This is a genomic window from Sporosarcina sp. OR05 (assembly GCF_041414805.1).
Classification (GTDB): domain Bacteria; phylum Bacillota; class Bacilli; order Bacillales_A; family Planococcaceae; genus Sporosarcina; species Sporosarcina saromensis.
This window is the reverse complement of sequence record NZ_JANKJL010000002.1, coordinates 81,040-98,924: the sequence shown is the minus strand read 5'-3', so window position 1 is coordinate 98,924 and position 17,885 is coordinate 81,040. Positions and strand designations below refer to the sequence as shown.

The following is a 17,885-nucleotide window of genomic DNA, read 5'->3' as shown; positions in this document are numbered from 1 at the left end:
CTATTAATGTGTTCGGCGTGGTGAAATGAGCTGTACATATGTATTACTTTGTGCCGGTTTAATAACAATCGGCTTCATTGCACCATTATACTGTATTTCAACAAACTCCTCTTTAATTCCTCTCAACGCCTCTACTAAATACTTCCCATCAAGCGTGATCTCGAATAAATCCAACCCTTCCATACGCTCAACCTTCTGTCGTTCTTCAATCATGCCCATTTCTGTAGAACTTGAAGAAATACTAATGGTTGTTCGATCACAAAGCTTCAATAACACATTGTTATGTTTTAACTCTCTCGAGAAAACGCAAGCCCGATCTACACCATTTTGTAAAGCTTTTCGATGTAATGTAATAGAGGACATAAAACATGTCGGAATTAACCCTTGTGTTACTGGATAGTTGCCTTCAATTAATACCGAAACCAGTTTCGTATGCTCAGTTTCCATTACAAGTAAGTTACCTTCTTGAAGGATGCTAAGGTTCGTAGCGTCAGCCTCCTTCAAATTTACAACCTCCAGCATGCTAGCAGAAGGTACGACAAATGCTTTATTTAATTGAGATGCTATTGGCAGCTCACAGCGAGACATTCGATTGGAATCGGTCGCAATACATATGAGTTTACCCTTTTCAAATTCCATCCTTACACCTGTAAGAACAGGTTTAGCATCATTTTTTGAAACAGCAAAGATTGTTTGTTGAATTGCTTCTTTTACTGTTTTAAGTGGTAACTCAACGGATTGTTGAGCATGGACTTCCGGTAACTTTGGGTATTCTTCAGCACAAAATCCTGGAATCTTCATGACTACCTCATCGGATTGAATACGTATCGCATTATTCAGGTCAGCTTGAATATGAACGTTCCCCGGCAGCTTTTTTAGTATTTCATTAATGAATTTAGACTGAACGACAACACTCCCCTCTTCAATGACTTCAACTACTTTTTCACCATTGAGCTCAAGTGGGATTGTCTTTTCAATGAATATCTCTGAATTGCCACCGGTTAGTTTTAATCCATTTTTACTTGCCACAATTTTAATGCCTGAAAGAATCGGAATTACACTTCTAGCTATGCAAACTTTATGAAGTTCAGAAACAACTGTCGATACTATCGAATGATCTACGTTAAAATTCACGGACATATTCCTCCTTACTTACCATGCCAAACACTTCAAGCTTGTTCCATCTAGCCTTCCAGTTTTTCTTTATCACTCGATCTTTGTAAATCTCCATTTGTTCCTCGCTTTGAGTAAAGTACGGTGTTGGCTTCACCTGACAGTTCACGACATCTTCAATACCATGAGGTGCCGCCAAGACAACTTTTCCATGATCATTCAGTTTAACCCCAAGCGCTGTAGCAGTTTCCGGAAACTTGGAGATTGCATCTATAGATGATTCATAGGGTGGAATTCTATTGACAATATGCATTCTTGCTTGATTTTTCACCGACCATGGGAGATGAGGTTGAAGGTGAAGCAATGTCTGTTCATATTCTTTTTCAAGTTCAGCACTTTGCACCGTGGAATCGAAGTAAATTACATCAATATCAGGCAAAGGGGTTCTTTCACTGAAACCGTGTAGCACATCCCATACTTTTGCTCGCACAAATCCTGCGCATATCCACCAATCCGGTAGATTGAGTGACTGCGCACTTTTTAATATATCCAACATCCATTTGTCTTCTTGTATGAGTTGAATGAGTGACTCATTGGTGATCATCTTAAAACAACTCCACTAAAACGATTAATTTTATAACTAATCAACTCATGGAGCACCTCGAAACCTGCAGCTTGATACAATTTCAGAGCTTGCTCGTTTGCACTTTCTACGCAAAGTGAAATTTCTTCAATGGTGTCATGTTGAAACAACTCTTGCATCGCAAAGGTTAGTAGCTTTGTACCGAGGCCTTGTTTGCGAAAGTCATTGGAAATAGCAATGTATTCAATCGAACCTTCATGATGTGTTGGTTGTGCTTCCACGTAGACATAGCCTTGCATTTTTCCGTCACTCGTACGAGCAATGAACAATTTATGGGTATCACTTAGGCGATTAATTATTTGCTCTGCATTAAAGTATGTAGACGGAAATTCACGTTCATGAAGTTCCTTGAAATCTTGATAATCTTTCGGCATGTAAAGCTGGATCCCACTGCCATCTACATCACGTTTGTCACTTTTCTTTGCAAGTAGAATTGAATGGTGACCATTTTCAACTCCTCCGTGTGCCAAAGCAAACTGTTGTCCAAAACGATTTTCTTTGGAGAGGAAAAAATAAAAGTTTGATAGTTGCAAACCGGAAAATTCAAGTACTTTACGCCACAACTCTTCAGCTACACTAGACTGGTCCGCTACGTCACTAATAAACGGACCCCATACTTCAGCACTTAGGTCCTCCTCGTCGATATCCAGCCCGATTGCACCAACAATGCGATCATGTTGATAAGCGACTGCAAAGGATTGATCTACGTCCAAATCCGAAAAATCGGTTGAAATCGTATCGTAAATCTCTTCCTTCACATTTCCACAATAGCCGACGTGTTTTGTTTGATCTGTGTTCATCTCTTCTAGAAAAGCTGCTAGCGCTTGCCTATTACGAGGTGGTGTAATGAGGATATTCATCGTCTATCATCCTTTGTAAGTTTAGTTGACATAAGCAAACAATGTTTCAACAACTTCATACGGTACCGATTTGCAAATATGAAGGGAATAAGGACAAGTTGAATCTACTTCCTTTTCAATGAAGGCGATATTGTTTTCCTTTGCACCTGCAAGTTGTCGGGCAAGAATGGCATCTAATAAGTATAGATTTGAATTGATATCAGCCCCTACCCAGCCTAATTCCCAATTATTCTCCTCTCCTTCATACAGTAAACTGAATGCAAGTACTTTTTCCCCATCAAGCACAACATAGCTATAATCCAAAAGCAGTCCATCCAAAACCACTTCTCTCCATGATTGAAACGGATGATTGCCGACAGGATTACTTACATGCGTTTCTGTATATGTACGTTTGCTTATTTCTACTAAACTGTTCATGCAATCGACATTTTCACTAATTTGTGCAACTGTTGTAAGCGGGGTGTCACTCCTATGATGTGTAGCTGGTTGAATATGTACAACTTCAGTTTTCCGAATCATTTGGAATCCAAATTCCACTAGAATGCTTGCTAATGCATTGAAACGATCATCTAGTAAGAAGAACAATGGTTTATCAATTTCATCTCGCAAGAACTCGATACAAAATTGAAGCAGCTGTAAATCAGGTTCATCAAGATCGTAAGCAAGACGCGTATAGACACAGTGAGGATGCCATTCGCTTTCATGTATTGAAGCGATGAGTGGACGACGATTCCCTGACAAAAATTCAAACAATCCACAGTTACGTGGAGAATTGGCACTCGCAATTAAGGCACCTTGTAAATCGGAATGTTTTGCAAAGACCTTTTCAATAAACAGTAAATTCTCCTCATTCAGCGTCTTGATTTTATTCGCTTTCAATCCAATACACCTTCCCATCATCACTCCGCTTCATGAATTCATAATCAATGAAGTAGCGTCTGATGGTCGCAAAGTCAGGATATACCTCTTTCAAGATGCAATTTATCTCTACTTCTTGATAATCCTTCCCGACTTGAAACCGTTTGATCAGTTCTTGCGCGATTATAAATTTCCGTTTGTCTTTACTTGGAAATATATCTAGCGGTCCATCAACGCCTTGTTTAAAGTAATTCTTTAATACTTTTTCTCTTTCACTGTCTGTTACACGAAATATAGTATTCATAATAGCAGTCCTTCCTGATGGTTAGTAAGTATTTCAGAAAAATTCCCATCGTTCGATAATTATACCACAGGAAGCGACTAACTTTTCTAAATCATTCATCTCACATTAATGTTGAAATTAAAAAATGCATGAAGTATCATGCGACTTCATGCATTTTTTCTTTGTAACGATATGTGTGCTAACTATCCCATTTATACAAGGAAACGATATTTTAGTTTAGTTCTATCCTACTTACTTTTCCTTCAACATAACTACGGTCAAATTGACAAAATGAAACGGGCTGCAGTATAAATAACGAACAACAATAAGACTGCAAAAACCGTAATAATAAACTTGCGCATCCATTTTTCTTCACTTACTTCATTTCCAAACTGACCAACTAAACCTTGCATAGGAACCAGTCTTGCAGCTTTTTCAGCAGGGATAACTGTTCCAAGTACCCCAACAATAATTGGTACTAATGCCGTCACAACAATCATACCGAAATCATCAAACGGAATTTCTCCATAGAAAATCCACATTGCACCAAATGCTAACAATAGTGAAAGAACGGCTGCGCAAATTCCTGTAAACAATCCTTCAGACCAAATAAGTTTTCTGATTGTGCCATTTTTCCATCCAACCGACTTTAATATTGCGATTTCTTTACCGCGTTCTGCAACATTTTGCCAAGTAATTTCAAAAGTCGTCAATACTGCGATAACAAGTGCGATGATTATTGCAATATATTGTATCGGCCCAACTTCAAGTGCCACATACTGGCCGAGCCATGTCGTATACATGACGCCTTTTAGTCTGAAACCGACATATATGAATAGGGCAAGTAAACTGGTCGGCAAGGCAATCGTGATAATTGAAAGCCAACTTCGTTTCCACTTTCCAAGGAAATGATTGGCTGACATGGATAATATGCCTCGAGTATGAAGCAAGCGTTTCTTAGATATTGATATTTCTCCTGTTTGCATTGCCAAATAAGGAGAGATATTCCTTGCCATAAGTGCAGGAACTACCGCACCAATAATATATATGATAAAAGCAATAATCCCGGTCGCCAAAAAACGTAACGGCGAAACCGAAACATCTTCTGTCAAGTAAACAAATCCAATAATCGTCCACGACACGGCTGCAACAAAAACGCCGAGCAAGGCAGATTCCACAACAAGCAATCGGCTAATTTGGCTAGGTCGCCATCCAACCGCCGCCATAACTGCAAACTCATTACGCCTTGCAAGTAAAGAGACAAAACTAGATGCCCATACATATAAGGATGCGACGACTATTACACTGAAAATAATCCCTGTATACCCAATCTTCGCTTCCTTGAATAGCGTAAAGGAAGAGCCTAGTTTCACCCACATTTGTTGCAACCAACCGTACTCAGGTTTGCCATTAATTGAAGGTATGTTAGTAAGTGCAGGTTGGGGCGAAGAACCGAGTGTAATGTCTGTTAGTAAACCTGTCTTTTCTTCAATTTCACGAGCGATGAGATCAAGCGTTTCTTGACTGTCTTCAGTTAACTCACTAACACCTGCCACCTTGACTCGAATCGCGGATATCGGTTGATCGCCTCGTATCATCTCTGCAGCTTCAATTGTTGTAAGCATTCCGGGCGGATTTGCAAGAAAATTATCCGGACTTACTTCCGGCTTTAATGTTTCCGGCGGATTTACAGGGTTTCGATCTCCATCAAGTACAAGTTCTGCAGATGCAGGACGATACGTTTCCATCGGCAGCTCATTCAAAGGATCCTTGGATATATCCAAGTTGGTCGGATCGTAGAATCCAATCCAATATGGTGCTATTAATGGAGCCATACCATCCTCGATAAAAGAGTTCATCTTTCGGAAGCCTTCGTAAGCACCTTGCATTCCTTCATTTTCCTGAACTTCAATTTCATATGCATACGGCCATCTTTCTTGGAAAGGGCTGTCCACTTGTTTGTATTGAAACTGACTTGGATGGTTGTCTAATGTAATGTAATCAAATTTCAATCGGTTCTCATAGACTGGGTCACCTGTCACCATATCATAACCAGACATACTGTTTCCGAGCTCTTCTAGTACTTCTTGATCGTCATAGGTATACTTTCTTATAACTGTTCCGGGTTGCTTATCCAAATAATCTCTGCCACCATTTTCTTCGGCCCGTTCAAGTGTAGTTGAAGCTTCCGACTTATCAAATGGCAGATCCAATTTTTCGATTGTATAGTTCGTTTGTAAATCAGTATATGATGTATTGCTAAAAATCACTGGAAATGAAAAAACATCTGGCACATCATCTGATCCGGAATCGTAAAGGGGTTTTATTTCGGCAACATCTTCCTTTGTAAAGTAATGATTATTCTCATTTTGTAAAATCGCTTTGTCCAAACCAATTAATTTCGCTTCTTGTTCAGGATCAATTCCAGCAAATAAAATACTTCGCACAACTACTATATTTTCGAAGATCGGACCTAAAAAATAATCTCCTTCGTTTTCTATGAACTTCTGATGGACAATGGCGTCATTCCCATATGTGAAGTAGGAGTGGGTCTCATTTCGTTTCTCAGTGATTCCGTCGTTTATGACTTCTTCTTCTATCAATCTATAAATCCCTTCGTCTTCCAACTCATAGTTGTCCAAGTACAGATTATAGGTTCCATATCCAATCATCGCTATCGGTGCGGCAACTTCTATATTTTCGATTGCTTTAATTTGTTCATATTGGGCAAGACTAATTCCCCCGTCAAGTCCACTCAAGTAATTTGGGTCAAGTAAATTGTCCGCTTCAGTCAGACTGCGCGACCCTTCCGGGCGTACAACAATATGATAGGAGGCCGACCAACGTTTTTGCAGTTCGTCTACAATTGTCCCTTTACTTGTCTCAGACAGACCTATCAAATAGGATAACCCAGCACTTATAATCAACGCTCCAAATAGCAACAACAGAAAACGCTCTTTACGCCTCCACCAACTTTGCCAAATGAGACGAATCATACGCTAGCACCCATCTTGTCTGATAGTATAAGCCCATCCTTCATCGTGAGAACTCTGTCAGCCTTTGCAGCAAGTTCGGGGTCATGTGTTACTACGATGAGACCACACCCTACTTCCTGCTTTAAATTCTGTAGCAATTCTAGAACTAGTTCGCCAGTTTCCGTATCGAGATTCCCTGTCGGTTCATCCGCCAATAACCAACTTGGCTTATGTACAATAGCTCGAGCTATCGCTACCCGTTGCTGCTGTCCCCCTGACAATTGCGAAGGAAGAGAATTCAGCTTATCTTCCAAACCTACTTGTGCGAGCACTTCTATTGCTCGCTTTTGCTTATTATAGGGAACCTTCCTAGAAAACAGAGGAGTCATCACATTTTCTAGTGCAGTCAATGTAGGTAGAAGATGAAACTGTTGAAAAATGAAACCGATTTCATTAAATCGGAAATCCGCAATATCCTTCTTCTTTTTTTTCATGATGTCAAGGCTGTCATATAGAACAGTTCCTTCAGATGGCTTGTCCAAGGTTCCAAGCAAGCTAAGCAATGTCGATTTCCCTGATCCGGAAGAACCTACAATAGCTGTAAAATCTTCTTTCTTAAAAGTGACATTAATGTTGTTAATTGCATTTGTCTTTACCCCATCTCCGACATAGGACTTTGTTAAATCGGAACATGTAATTTCTGCGATCATACCCTGTTAATACCCCCTCATATTAAAAAGTGATTTCAGTTTACATAACCGAGAAGCCTGATAGATGAATTTTTCTATCAGGCTTAATTATAATATTAGACCCCCAACACAACTGGAATAATATTCCCACAAGGTCTATCATACACGTTTGTGCAAAAAAAAAAAACAAATTATTTAAACTAGACAAACAATAGTAACCGTAGTAAAGTGTTTATCTTTATTGATAACTTGATGAATACAAAAATACCATTTTTTTCTTTAATACCACGTCTTATCCAGTTTGTCCGCGTAGAAACCAATAGCTCTCTTATAAAGTGCTATATCTGTGTCATTTGTAGTCTCCACGATACAAGTAAGAAGAATTTCCATTGCTTTTTTGTTCTCGCCTAAATTGTACAACGTCATTGAGTAGAATGTTTTCAGTGCATTGTTGTGAGGAAAGCGGTCAATTCCCTTTTAGAAAACTAACTTCGATTTTTTATATTGGCCAAGCGTTCGGTAAGTACTGCCAAGTCCAATGGTTGCACCTAACGTATCCGAATCATTCAATCCAATTTCAAGTGCTTTCTCATAAAAAGGTACTGCTTCCGCTTCCTTACCGAGCACATCAAAACTCCAAGCGCATTGGTAATTCAATTCCGCGTTATTCGGATCATTTACTACTAGTTTAAGAAGCAATTCATTGGATTCCTGCAATTTTCCTTCATCACGGTATTGAAGTGCTCTTTTAACGTTATTCATTCATCACACTTCCTTTACTTCTTCTGCCGAATAGTTACCCTTCTATTATTGGCAAGTAGGGAATCACTTGGTCATCCACAATTCCCATAGAAAGCTCATCAAAATGCGTTGTGGTCATTTCAAGAAGGGCGAATTGATCATCTTTAATCATAGTTTTTAATTCCCTAAAGTCAGTCCAAGCTTGCAAGTAATCTTGTTTAGAAATAATTCGAGTATTTAATGCTGCATCTAGTTCTTCTTGATCTTTCTCTATTATTTCACCTGTTGGCAAGACAATTAAATCTAAATATAAGTCATCCATCCAGGGACCGTTCACACTACAATAGCCATTTTTTTTGCAAATATCGATATACCATTGGACGATTTGATTTTCTGCATTAAAGACAGTCGTTACAGAATAGCGCTTACCTTCAGGGAAATGTTGCAACCAACTGTATCCCTTATCCGCAATACAAACAGTCCTCTCTTTATAAGTCATGTTGAGAGGTTCAACCACTTCGCACATTGTAAATAAACTAATATACCCCGTAAATTGTGGAGTGGTCCTATACGTTTCTGTATACCTTTTCTTCCTAATACGCTTCCAATCGTACCGACTTCCATATTTTCGTTTCAGCAAGCATTTTCCACCTTTCTAGCTTGGCCGTTGACTATAAGGATGTAATTGACCAACAATCCGATCTTCAATTGGCGCTAACATTTGCTGGATGACGCCATCTACTATTTCTTCATGCGTCAGCCATCTGGAGTTTCCGGTTTCCATCACGAATCCTAAAAATACCTTTTCATAATTACAATTAAGTGGAATGCGTATTTCTTCATCATCAAAATACCTTCTGCTCCCTTTAACATGAATCAGTCGAAAGGTATCTTCCTGTTCATTCAATTCACAAATCCTTTCAAGTGCTTGATAATTCGGCGTCCAACTGACGATTACACTAAAGGGTCCCCGATTCTTTATGGCATCTATTACTTTTGTGAAAATTGTATCCGTATTGTAATCCGCTTGAATAGGATAGATTGAATGAGGTGGACAATCCTCTATTAGCTGGTCTAATTTACAAATAGTCCTGCCAATAACTGAAACGATGTATCCTTCTTTCGCTAAATAGCGGCTTACGCCAGCTAACATTCCAGTCCCACCGATAACTAGTACATGCTGTTGACTCAATAGACTTTTTCCTCCTGTTGAGTACCTTTGTTCATCTCTATATAATTCTTAGCTAGATAGTATGCGCTTACCGAAAACAATTGCGTAATTTGTCTCTCTCGAATCATCTTTTCAACACTTTCAAAAGGATACCTTTTTACATCTATTACTTCCGTTTCATCCAAGTCTTGCTCAAACGCATAGTAAGCATCTTTGATTAAAAAGGTTATTACTTTATTCGTCTGCGTCGCTGGATTCACCAGGAATTCCCCTAATAGAATAGGTTGTTGCATAGAAACATATCCTGTCTCTTCGCGCAACTCACGTACAATTCCTTCCGCATACGTTTCCCCTTCTTCAACTTTGCCTGCAGGGATTTCCAAGAATATATCTCCACCAGGATGACGGTATTGCTCGACGAGAATGATGTCATTTTCCTTCGTTAGGACGATTGCATTTACCCAATCTGCATATTCGTTCACATAATAATCTTGAATGATCGTTCCGTCCGGCATTTGGCACGTATCTCTCCGTAAATTACCAAATGGTGATTGATAGACGTTCTCCGAGTTTAATACTTCCCATTTCTTCAACGTAATTCCCCCATTTACAACTTATGTACGTTACCTTTTGTTATCCATTTCTCCACAACCTCATTGAAAAGTTGAGGTTGTGCGACTGGAAAACCATGTCCCATATTTGGAATAAAGAGTTCTTTGCAGTTTACATAGTGTTCGACGATTTGTTTGACCGATTTCTTTAGTATTCTCGTCTCTCTTTCACCAACTGTCACTAAAATTCTCACTGTACTATTAGATCGATTTTCTGGAAGTGCATATGACATGTTTTCCTTTAACATTTGGATAAGCGTTGATGGTTTCAGTTTCACACTGTCTTCATAGTATTTTTCGAAGTATTCTCCATCCATATAAAGCTGCTTCGCTTGAACTTTCGCAAATGATCGGCTTTTGACCAACGGAAAAGTTAGTAGGATTGTCGGGGCAATTAATGGTAATACATATTTCATCGGAATGACTGTCGCACTGTTGATAACTGCTGACGTAATAAGAGTCGGCGCAAGATCAATCATCTCTAAACAGATTTGAGCACCAATTGAAAAGCCAATAATATGTATGTCCTTGCCAGCTCCCTTTTCTTTGATTAAGTCAATCATCTCTTCTGCATTTCCCCGAATTGAAAATTCTTCTTCATTCCTTCTAACTCCATGTCCTTGAAGGGTTGGTACGATACAATGGTAGTGACTGAAATCGTCAATTTGCTTATCCCACATCCACCCCCCTACACCTCCCCCGTGCAAAAAGAGCAGGAGAGGTGCGTTTTCATTACCATATTCTTCAAAGTGCATCACTTCATTCATTCCTTATCATCAAAATTTAAAATGTGCGTCGTTTCTGAAGCGGAATCATCGAACGAAAAACCACATGCACGATAAAATGCGTCTGCTTTCGCTGATTCTGTCCGAACGGTAATCTCTTTAAAGTGCTTCTTGGCATGATTGATGATCGCGTTTTGAAGCAACGTACCGACACCCTGACGTCGATATGCTTGTAACACATAAAATCTCCGTAATCGAGCTACCTCGTGATTTTCTGAAAAAGGAGATTGATTGATGCCTCCGATAGCGACGACTTCACCTGTATTGTTTTGAACACAAAACAGCCCTTCCCCTCGTTCGTCGAATGTATTTGAACTGTCTTCATAATCGTTCACTAAACGAGTAACAAAACGATATCCTTCATCTTCGCTTTCTTTCACAAGCCTTGAAATATCAATCGTGCGCAAGTTCTCAATCTGTTGAACGACATAATTCATAGACTTCCCCCCTCAATTTTCTCACCTATCTCTACATTCTACAAAGTCTGTCAAAAAGCCTGCTTATTCTAGTAAAACAGTATAAGTAAGCCGAATCCCTCCTGACGGATTCGGCATTACATTAAAACGAATAGTCAACGCGCATCGTCGCTGTAATGACTAACTGTCCTTTCTCAATGGGTGTTGTTGATTTTTCTGCGGCGACAGAATAATACGGAGTAGGACTTACACGATTCACTTCCTCTACAATTCTTATTGGCTGAGGAGGAACGGCCAGTTGCATAGAATTTGCGATAGTTTGGGCTTTCGTCTGTGCATCTTGCAAAGCAGCTACAATGGCTTCTTGTTCATACATTGATGGATCTTCGACGCTGAATTGGATGCTTGAAACACGATTTGCACCGTTCGCAACCGCTGTATCGTTGACAATGCCAACTTGATCAATATTCGTTAATTTCACAGAAATGGCGTTGTTTACTTCATATCCTCTAAATACTTGTTCCCCGTCGACGTAATCATATTTTGGATAGATCGTATATGAAACGGTTTGTATATTCGCTCGAGGAATGCCTAGTTGTACGAACGATTGGATCACTTGATTTATGATTGCGGCATTTTCTTCTTGTGCCACACGGACTTGCTCGTCTACAGTACGCACTTCAAATTGAATGGTTGCTACATCTGGTTCAACAGCAACCTGCCCATTACCGACGACTGTTATCTTCCTTACCGGTTGGCGAAAAACGTTCTGGTAATACAACGAACTTCTCCCTTCTTCATTCAGTTTCTTTACTCTATGCCAAATGAGTAGGTGCTAGTAAAAGATATTTCCATTCTAGTAAGCGTTTACAACCTAGCAACCTGTACCTATCAGTCCTCTAGCAATGCTACTAAATCCGAATCTTTAGTTGACAGATATTTTTTACTATGCTAACTTTAGGCATCACTACTAATCTAATAGCTATGGAAATAGGTGGTCTGATTTTGGTCAGATCTTAAATGGGAAGCCGGTGCTCAATCCGGCGCGGTCCCGCCACTGTAACGGCATATTGCCGAAGCCAGATACCAGCCTATTTGAACAACGCTGCTAACCTACGGTGAATGGGGAGGTGTTAGACGATACGCAAATGAATTGCGTGCTTTTTAAGCATGCATTTACCCGAAAATCGGGATACACGTACATTTCTAACATTCCGTAGAAATGTATTTTTTTATGCACAAAAATCCAAAATTGAAGGAGACGAGACAGATGACAGTAATTAGTAGTACAATCGGCTATCCGTATATCGGTGAAAACCGTGAGTGGAAGAGAGCGTTAGAATCATTCTGGGCAGGCAAAACAAGTGAAGAACAATTGTTGCAGGTAACAAAAGACATTCGTCTTTCCCGTTTACAAAAACAAAAAGAGAGCGGCATTGACCTCATCCCCGTTGGCGACTTCACGCTCTATGATCGTGTGTTGGATACAGCAGTTATGTTCGGAATGATTCCTGAACGTTATGGCTGGAATGGCGGGCAAGTTCCTTTATCTACATATTTCTCAATGGCACGTGGCAATGCGTCTACAGTTGCGTGCGAAATGACAAAATGGTTCGATACAAACTATCACTACATCGTCCCTGAATATGAGGGTCGCAAACTGGCTGTAACCGAAAACAAGCCCCTCATCGAATACCGTGAAGCAAAACAAGAGCTTGGCATTGAAGGAAAGCCGGTACTCATTGGACCGTATACATTCCTGAAGCTTTCTAAAGGTTATGAGACAAAAGATATTCCAGCTTTCTTACTTCAATTACTACCACTCTACGAAAAAGTACTTGTAGAATTGCAAGCGGAAGGAGTCGAGTGGATTCAATTGGATGAGCCGATCCTTTCCACTACTATTACACAGGATGAAATGAAAACCGTTCATGAAATCTATTCACAACTTCAAAAAGCGGTCACACAAAGTAAATTATTCATCCAAACGTATTTCGATTCAGTTGAATGGTACGAAGAGACAATTGCCCTTCCGGTTGATGGGATTGGCTTGGATTTTGTACACGGATTGAAAAACAATCAAAAGAGTCTAGAGGCGCATGGCTTCCCTGCTGATAAAGTATTTGGAGCAGGCGTGATTGACGGTCGAAACATTTGGCGCGCAAACTTGCAAAACAAATTGGCGTTATTAGATACACTTCAGCAACATGTGTCAGTTGAAAATTTATGGATTCAACCTTCTTGTAGCTTACAACACGTTCCTGTGACAATTGCATCCGAGCAAAAATTGGACTCGACCATTAAAACGGCACTTGCTTTCGCAGATGAAAAAATTGTTGAAGTAGCAACTCTTGTGAAAGCTGTTCGCGAAGGAGCCGACACTATTGTTCATGAACTTCGTGAAAGTGTTGAAGCATGTGAACAGCTTGCTCAATTACCCGCTCGCAATCGCCAAGATGTTTTGCAAGCCGTCAACAACATCGGTAACGTACCAAGTAAACGCCCTACACCATTTGCAGAGCGTCGTGTAAAACAAGAAGATGCATTTAACTTACCTTTATTGCCGACAACTACTATTGGAAGTTTTCCTCAAACACCTGAAGTACGTGCAACGCGTACGAAATGGCGCAAAGGTGAAATTACGGAGCAACAGTATGGTGATTTCGTATTCGATGAAATTAAACAATGGGTCGACATCCAAGAAAAGATTGGCCTAGACGTATTTGTACACGGTGAATTTGAACGGACAGATATGGTCGAGTACTTCGGCGAAAAGTTGGACGGCTATGTATTTACAGAAAAAGCTTGGGTCGTTTCCTATGGATCCCGTTGTGTAAAACCGCCAATCATTTATGGAGATATTGCATTTGTCGAACCAATGACTGTCAAAGAATCGGTCTATGCGCAATCTCTTACGGACAAGCCGATGAAAGGGATGCTGACAGGCCCTGTTACGATGTTGAACTGGTCATTTGTACGTGACGATCTTTCCCTTAAAGATGTGACGTACCAAATCGCTCTTGCCCTACAAAAAGAAATTGAAGCGCTAGAAGCAGAAGGTATTCATATGATTCAAGTCGATGAGCCTGCACTACGAGAAGGTTTACCGTTGAAGAAGGACGAATGGAATGAATACTTGGATTGGGCTGTAAATGCTTTCCGTATTTCCACTGCTACCGTCCAAGATACGACGCAAATCCATACCCATATGTGCTATTGTGATTTCAATCATTTCATCGATTCCATCAGTGCACTAGATGCTGACGTCATTTCCATTGAAACGTCAAGAAGCCATGGAGAACTTGTGCATGCATTTAACACGTTCCATTATGACAAAGGAATTGGATTAGGCGTTTACGATATTCACAGCCCGCGTGTCCCATCTGTAGAAGAAATGGTGGAAATCATTGAAAAAGGACTAGAAGTTCTGGACGTGAAACAGTTCTGGATTAACCCTGACTGCGGCTTAAAAACAAGGAAAAAAGAAGAAACAGTCGCTTCGTTAGAAAACATGCTTACAGCAACGAAAAAAGTTCGTGAACAACTCACTGCAGTAAGTTCAAACTAAAAAAAGTGCTCCTTCTCTCACATTTGAAGAGAAGGAGCACTGGTTTATAAAAATAATCACCAAAAATCACCAATAAAGCGAATCAAGGGTCTTACTAACCACACAAGCAGTCTAAATGGAAGAAAGAGTAGTTCTGGGATGAAAAACAATACATCTAACAGAAAATCCGAAAACCGATAACGTTCATTTTGCTCTTTACGAACGGTCCTTCTTCTCATGCACCCATCCTCCACACTTCATTATTAGATCGGTAATGTGACAGCAACCATTAACAAAAACAGAATCGCAATATAATTAACCGAATACATGAACATGACATATGCCCATTTATCATCGTCTTTTGTAAAGAAACCTCGAATGGATACAGCAAGGAAACCGATGTTCAAGATCGTTGCAAGGATGATAAACACCATACCTAATGAACCTAAGTAAAATGGCAACGGCAGTAAGCACGCAATATAGACAAACATTTGGCGCTTCGTCATCTTAAATCCGCGGACAACCGGCAACATGGCAACATTCGCAGCTTTGTACTCATTGTATTTTCTCATTGCAATCGCGAATGTATGCGGCATTTGCCAAATGAACAAAATCATAAACAGCATGATTGGGACAATATGATAAGCCGGTGCAATCGCCGCCCACCCAATCATTGGCGTAACTGCTCCTGAAACACTTCCAATAACCGTATTCAAAGTGTATTTACGCTTTGTCCACATCGTATACATCACTACATACGTAAACCATCCAATGAATCCATATACTGCTGCTTCAAACGTGGTGAACAGTAACATGATGAGACCAACTGCAGACATTGTAATTCCGATTCCTAATACAGTTCTTAATGAGAAATGCCCGGTAACAGTTGGACGTTGTTGCGTACGTTTCATCACTGTGTCGATATCAACGTCATACCAATTATTCAAAACGAGTGCCCCGCCCATAAGGATGGTACTCCCGATTATCGTTAGCCAAAACAGCTTACTGTTAGCGAACAATGATCCACCCGTGAAGTGAAGTGCAAGCCAAAATCCCACAAATACCGGTAGCGCATTGGCAAGTAGGACGGGTGCTTTAAATAGTGATTTCAAATCTGCAATGAGTGTGCTTGATCGCTCATTCTCAAGCGCAGGACTTTTTTCGTTAAAAGTAATATCCATTTCTTTCGTCATCTATATACGCTCCTTAGAGGTATTCTCTATTATCATCCTCCCCATCATATCATTTCAAGCGACACAATTTAAACGTTTATCGCTTTTTATTTGGAAAATCCTTTACTTTCCTAGTTAGTTCGTCACAAATAATTCAAAAGTGGTTAGATGTGACACCTGTCTGATTTCGACAAAGAATTCTATTCTTCTTGCAATATCAAACAGTACGAAATGAAGTAATACATTTAATATGTATTATTGTCCAAGCATCAAACCGAATGTAATTGCGAAGAAGAAAATGACAGCATAAATCACAAAAATAAATGCAAATACACAACCCATAACGATCAAATAGGCTTTCGCAAAAGTATTTCGTCTTTCTTGTTTATCCGTCGCCCAAATAATGAGCATGATAATATTAACAATCGGCAAAGTGATTAATATGATTGTTATAATCCACTCTTTTAGCGACATCGTTTGGTTCGTTTCCATACATGACTCCCCTTTCTTGTCTATTCTACGAACATGTTGCACAGAAGTTTCATGTTAAATGACTAACAGTATATCTTCGCAGATTAGCGGTTATGTTAAGTATATAGGAAGGAATGAAAGGGCGTGACATGGACAATGAAGAAAATTGGATTCTTTATAATTACTGTGCTTTCATCAATGTTGTTTGCTTGCAGCAATCAAAATCTTGTTTCTGACAAAGAAGCAAAAGAAATCGTGGATACATATGACATTACAGCTTTTTCAGTCGTTATTGATACGAATGAACAAAGTGAAGTGCTTTCCGCCAGTTTCACAGAGAAGAAAGACCGATCTGAAGCAGAGTATTCCCATAAGAAAGACGAAGTACATCTACATGGTAAAAAAGCGTTGGACAAAATAAACGATGCACTTGAGAAAATGAAGCCTACTCCAGAGACAGAGGAAACTGAATTGATCAAGCAAGTTGCAGAAGCATTCGAGTTCGCTGATTACAAAATGATAAAAATTGAAATCACTTTTAAAGGACATGACAGCAAAGAAATCATGTTTTCAAAATGACATGGATATTGATTGCTTAACAGCATTCAATATCTTTTTTTCATAACGCTTCAATTCACTTAAAAGTGGGTAAAGCAAAGCAAATTGCTAATGTATGAACGGTTGATGAGGAGGGTGTTTAATGGAATGGAAAGGCAGAAGAAAAAGTCAAAATGTGGAGGACCGAAGAGGGATGGGTGGAAAAACGCTCGTCGGTGGAGGCATTGGCGGAATTGTCCTTGTTCTGATTGTCATGTTCCTCGGAGGTGATCCTGGAGAACTTCTTGGCAACTTATCTGGCGAACCTTCAAATACAGCTTATGTAGAAACAGAGCAAGATAAAGAGTTAGCTGATTTCGTCTCAGTCGTATTAGCAGATACCGAAGAGGTGTGGACGCGCGTATTTCAAGAGGAAGGACTCGAGTATCGTGAACCAACGCTCGTTTTATTCACTGGAAGTGTGCAATCTGCTTGTGGGCTAGCCGGTTCAGCAGTCGGACCTTTTTATTGTCCTGCAGACGAGAAATTATATATTGACTTAAGTTTCTTTAATGAACTGCAATCAAAATTTGATGCTCCAGGGGATTTCGCGATGGCCTATGTCGTGGCCCATGAAGTCGGGCACCATGTACAAAAACTAGTAGGAACTAGCGATAAAATGGAGAGTATACGAGCGCAAGTGAGCGAGGAGGAATATAATGAGTACTCCATTCGCCTAGAACTACAAGCTGACTATTTTGCAGGCGTGTGGGCACATCACGCAAACATTATGGGGGTTGTGGAAGAAGGCGATTTGGAAGAAGCGCTCAACGCTGCGAGTGCCGTTGGAGACGATACAATTCAACAACGAACTAAAGGTTATAGTGTTCCTGAAAGTTTTACACACGGCACAGCGGAACAACGGAAGAAATGGTTTTATCGAGGGTTTACGTCAGGCAAGCTCAACGAAGGGGATACATTTCGTACACCCGATCTATAACAAATCGACCGAG

General features: G+C 39.9%; 20 protein-coding genes and 1 riboswitch. Of the genes, 3 read left to right on the top strand and 17 right to left on the bottom strand.

Translation table 11 applies throughout. The features are described from left to right. Window positions 1–3: 3 nt before the first annotated feature. The 14 genes from dnaN to NRI27_RS04680 form a co-directional block, all read right to left on the bottom strand. Complete coding sequence (gene dnaN, locus NRI27_RS04745) at window positions 4–1,134, bottom strand: DNA polymerase III subunit beta (RefSeq protein ID WP_371389767.1); 1,131 nt, start codon at window positions 1,132–1,134, stop codon at window positions 4–6. Continuing rightward, window positions 1,124–1,717, bottom strand: coding sequence for a nucleotidyltransferase family protein (locus tag NRI27_RS04740; protein ID WP_371389766.1), 594 nt, complete (start codon window positions 1,715–1,717; stop codon window positions 1,124–1,126). The genes dnaN and NRI27_RS04740 overlap by 11 nt, the downstream gene beginning before the upstream one ends. Further along, the gene (locus NRI27_RS04735; protein WP_317941870.1) at window positions 1,714–2,616 is read right to left on the bottom strand and encodes a GNAT family N-acetyltransferase; all 903 of its coding nucleotides are present in this window, start codon (window positions 2,614–2,616) and stop codon (window positions 1,714–1,716) included. Before NRI27_RS04735 ends, NRI27_RS04740 begins: the two co-directional genes overlap by 4 nt. 21 nt (window positions 2,617–2,637) lie before the next feature. Further along, window positions 2,638–3,495 (bottom strand): hypothetical protein, encoded by an 858-nt coding sequence (locus NRI27_RS04730; protein WP_371389765.1) that lies wholly within the window; start codon window positions 3,493–3,495, stop codon window positions 2,638–2,640. Beyond that, window positions 3,482–3,778, bottom strand: a complete 297-nt coding sequence (locus tag NRI27_RS04725; RefSeq protein ID WP_371389764.1) for a DUF2087 domain-containing protein — start codon at window positions 3,776–3,778, stop codon at window positions 3,482–3,484. The genes NRI27_RS04730 and NRI27_RS04725 overlap by 14 nt, the downstream gene beginning before the upstream one ends. 257 nt (window positions 3,779–4,035) lie before the next feature. Next, a complete protein-coding gene (locus NRI27_RS04720; protein ID WP_371389762.1) occupies window positions 4,036–6,753 on the bottom strand; it encodes an ABC transporter permease in 2,718 nt (905 codons plus the stop codon). Then, entirely contained in the window at window positions 6,750–7,442 is a 693-nt protein-coding gene (locus NRI27_RS04715; protein WP_371389760.1) for an ABC transporter ATP-binding protein, read from the bottom strand. The genes NRI27_RS04720 and NRI27_RS04715 overlap by 4 nt, the downstream gene beginning before the upstream one ends. 456 nt (window positions 7,443–7,898) lie before the next feature. Beyond that, on the bottom strand, window positions 7,899–8,183 hold the full coding sequence (locus NRI27_RS04710; protein ID WP_371389759.1) for a tetratricopeptide repeat protein: 285 nt from the start codon (window positions 8,181–8,183) through the stop codon (window positions 7,899–7,901). A 34-nt stretch (window positions 8,184–8,217) separates the two neighbouring features. Next, entirely contained in the window at window positions 8,218–8,802 is a 585-nt protein-coding gene (locus tag NRI27_RS04705; RefSeq protein WP_371389758.1) for a ribonuclease FAU-1 family protein, read from the bottom strand. Between the two features lie 15 nt (window positions 8,803–8,817). Continuing rightward, the gene (locus NRI27_RS04700) at window positions 8,818–9,354 is read right to left on the bottom strand and encodes a Rossmann-fold NAD(P)-binding domain-containing protein (protein ID WP_371389757.1); all 537 of its coding nucleotides are present in this window, start codon (window positions 9,352–9,354) and stop codon (window positions 8,818–8,820) included. Further along, a complete protein-coding gene (locus NRI27_RS04695; RefSeq protein ID WP_317941876.1) occupies window positions 9,351–9,926 on the bottom strand; it encodes an NUDIX hydrolase in 576 nt (191 codons plus the stop codon). The genes NRI27_RS04700 and NRI27_RS04695 overlap by 4 nt, the downstream gene beginning before the upstream one ends. A 14-nt stretch (window positions 9,927–9,940) precedes the next feature. Continuing rightward, on the bottom strand, window positions 9,941–10,711 hold the full coding sequence (locus NRI27_RS04690; protein ID WP_371389756.1) for an alpha/beta fold hydrolase: 771 nt from the start codon (window positions 10,709–10,711) through the stop codon (window positions 9,941–9,943). Continuing rightward, window positions 10,708–11,166 (bottom strand): GNAT family N-acetyltransferase, encoded by a 459-nt coding sequence (locus NRI27_RS04685; protein WP_317941878.1) that lies wholly within the window; start codon window positions 11,164–11,166, stop codon window positions 10,708–10,710. Before NRI27_RS04685 ends, NRI27_RS04690 begins: the two co-directional genes overlap by 4 nt. Window positions 11,167–11,287: 121 nt before the next feature. Beyond that, window positions 11,288–11,926, bottom strand: a complete 639-nt coding sequence (locus NRI27_RS04680) for an SIMPL domain-containing protein (RefSeq protein WP_371389754.1) — start codon at window positions 11,924–11,926, stop codon at window positions 11,288–11,290. Between the two features lie 194 nt (window positions 11,927–12,120). Then, window positions 12,121–12,254: riboswitch (cobalamin riboswitch) on the top strand. Window positions 12,255–12,415: 161 nt separating this feature from the next. On the opposite strand from NRI27_RS04680, the gene metE reads away from it, so the two are divergent. Next, a complete protein-coding gene (gene metE, locus NRI27_RS04675) occupies window positions 12,416–14,713 on the top strand; it encodes a 5-methyltetrahydropteroyltriglutamate--homocysteine S-methyltransferase (RefSeq protein WP_371389753.1) in 2,298 nt (765 codons plus the stop codon). A 56-nt stretch (window positions 14,714–14,769) separates the two neighbouring features. On the opposite strand, the gene NRI27_RS04670 is transcribed toward metE, so the two are convergent. The 3 genes from NRI27_RS04670 to NRI27_RS04660 form a co-directional block, all read right to left on the bottom strand. After that, window positions 14,770–14,931, bottom strand: a complete 162-nt coding sequence (locus tag NRI27_RS04670; RefSeq protein WP_371389752.1) for a hypothetical protein — start codon at window positions 14,929–14,931, stop codon at window positions 14,770–14,772. Between the two features lie 24 nt (window positions 14,932–14,955). Further along, entirely contained in the window at window positions 14,956–15,885 is a 930-nt protein-coding gene (cyoE, locus tag NRI27_RS04665) for a heme o synthase (RefSeq protein ID WP_317941882.1), read from the bottom strand. Window positions 15,886–16,119: 234 nt separating this feature from the next. After that, on the bottom strand, window positions 16,120–16,356 hold the full coding sequence (locus NRI27_RS04660) for a hypothetical protein (protein WP_371389751.1): 237 nt from the start codon (window positions 16,354–16,356) through the stop codon (window positions 16,120–16,122). Between the two features lie 123 nt (window positions 16,357–16,479). Between NRI27_RS04660 and NRI27_RS04655 the strand changes: the two genes are divergently transcribed. Then, a complete protein-coding gene (locus tag NRI27_RS04655) occupies window positions 16,480–16,914 on the top strand; it encodes a YusW family protein (RefSeq protein WP_371389750.1) in 435 nt (144 codons plus the stop codon). Window positions 16,915–17,035: 121 nt separating this feature from the next. Further along, window positions 17,036–17,872 (top strand): KPN_02809 family neutral zinc metallopeptidase, encoded by an 837-nt coding sequence (gene ypfJ / locus NRI27_RS04650; protein ID WP_371389748.1) that lies wholly within the window; start codon window positions 17,036–17,038, stop codon window positions 17,870–17,872. Window positions 17,873–17,885 lie beyond the last annotated feature (13 nt).

What these genes read in the sequence shown, in the direction of transcription:
- NRI27_RS04740 (WP_371389766.1), bottom strand. Translation starts at nt 1,717, where the DNA reads ATGATCACCAATGAGTCACTCATTCAACTCATACAAGAAGACAAATGG.
- NRI27_RS04735 (WP_317941870.1), bottom strand. Translation starts at nt 2,616, where the DNA reads ATGAATATCCTCATTACACCACCTCGTAATAGGCAAGCGCTAGCAGCT.
- NRI27_RS04725 (WP_371389764.1), bottom strand. Translation starts at nt 3,778, where the DNA reads ATGAATACTATATTTCGTGTAACAGACAGTGAAAGAGAAAAAGTATTA.
- NRI27_RS04720 (WP_371389762.1), bottom strand. Translation starts at nt 6,753, where the DNA reads ATGATTCGTCTCATTTGGCAAAGTTGGTGGAGGCGTAAAGAGCGTTTT.
- NRI27_RS04715 (WP_371389760.1), bottom strand. Translation starts at nt 7,442, where the DNA reads ATGATCGCAGAAATTACATGTTCCGATTTAACAAAGTCCTATGTCGGA.
- NRI27_RS04710 (WP_371389759.1), bottom strand. Translation starts at nt 8,183, where the DNA reads ATGAATAACGTTAAAAGAGCACTTCAATACCGTGATGAAGGAAAATTG.
- NRI27_RS04690 (WP_371389756.1), bottom strand. Translation starts at nt 10,711, where the DNA reads ATGAATGAAGTGATGCACTTTGAAGAATATGGTAATGAAAACGCACCT.
- NRI27_RS04685 (WP_317941878.1), bottom strand. Translation starts at nt 11,166, where the DNA reads ATGAATTATGTCGTTCAACAGATTGAGAACTTGCGCACGATTGATATT.
- metE (WP_371389753.1), top strand. Translation starts at nt 12,416, where the DNA reads ATGACAGTAATTAGTAGTACAATCGGCTATCCGTATATCGGTGAAAAC.
- NRI27_RS04670 (WP_371389752.1), bottom strand. Translation starts at nt 14,931, where the DNA reads ATGAGAAGAAGGACCGTTCGTAAAGAGCAAAATGAACGTTATCGGTTT.
- cyoE (WP_317941882.1), bottom strand. Translation starts at nt 15,885, where the DNA reads ATGACGAAAGAAATGGATATTACTTTTAACGAAAAAAGTCCTGCGCTT.
- NRI27_RS04660 (WP_371389751.1), bottom strand. Translation starts at nt 16,356, where the DNA reads ATGGAAACGAACCAAACGATGTCGCTAAAAGAGTGGATTATAACAATC.
- ypfJ (WP_371389748.1), top strand. Translation starts at nt 17,036, where the DNA reads ATGGAATGGAAAGGCAGAAGAAAAAGTCAAAATGTGGAGGACCGAAGA.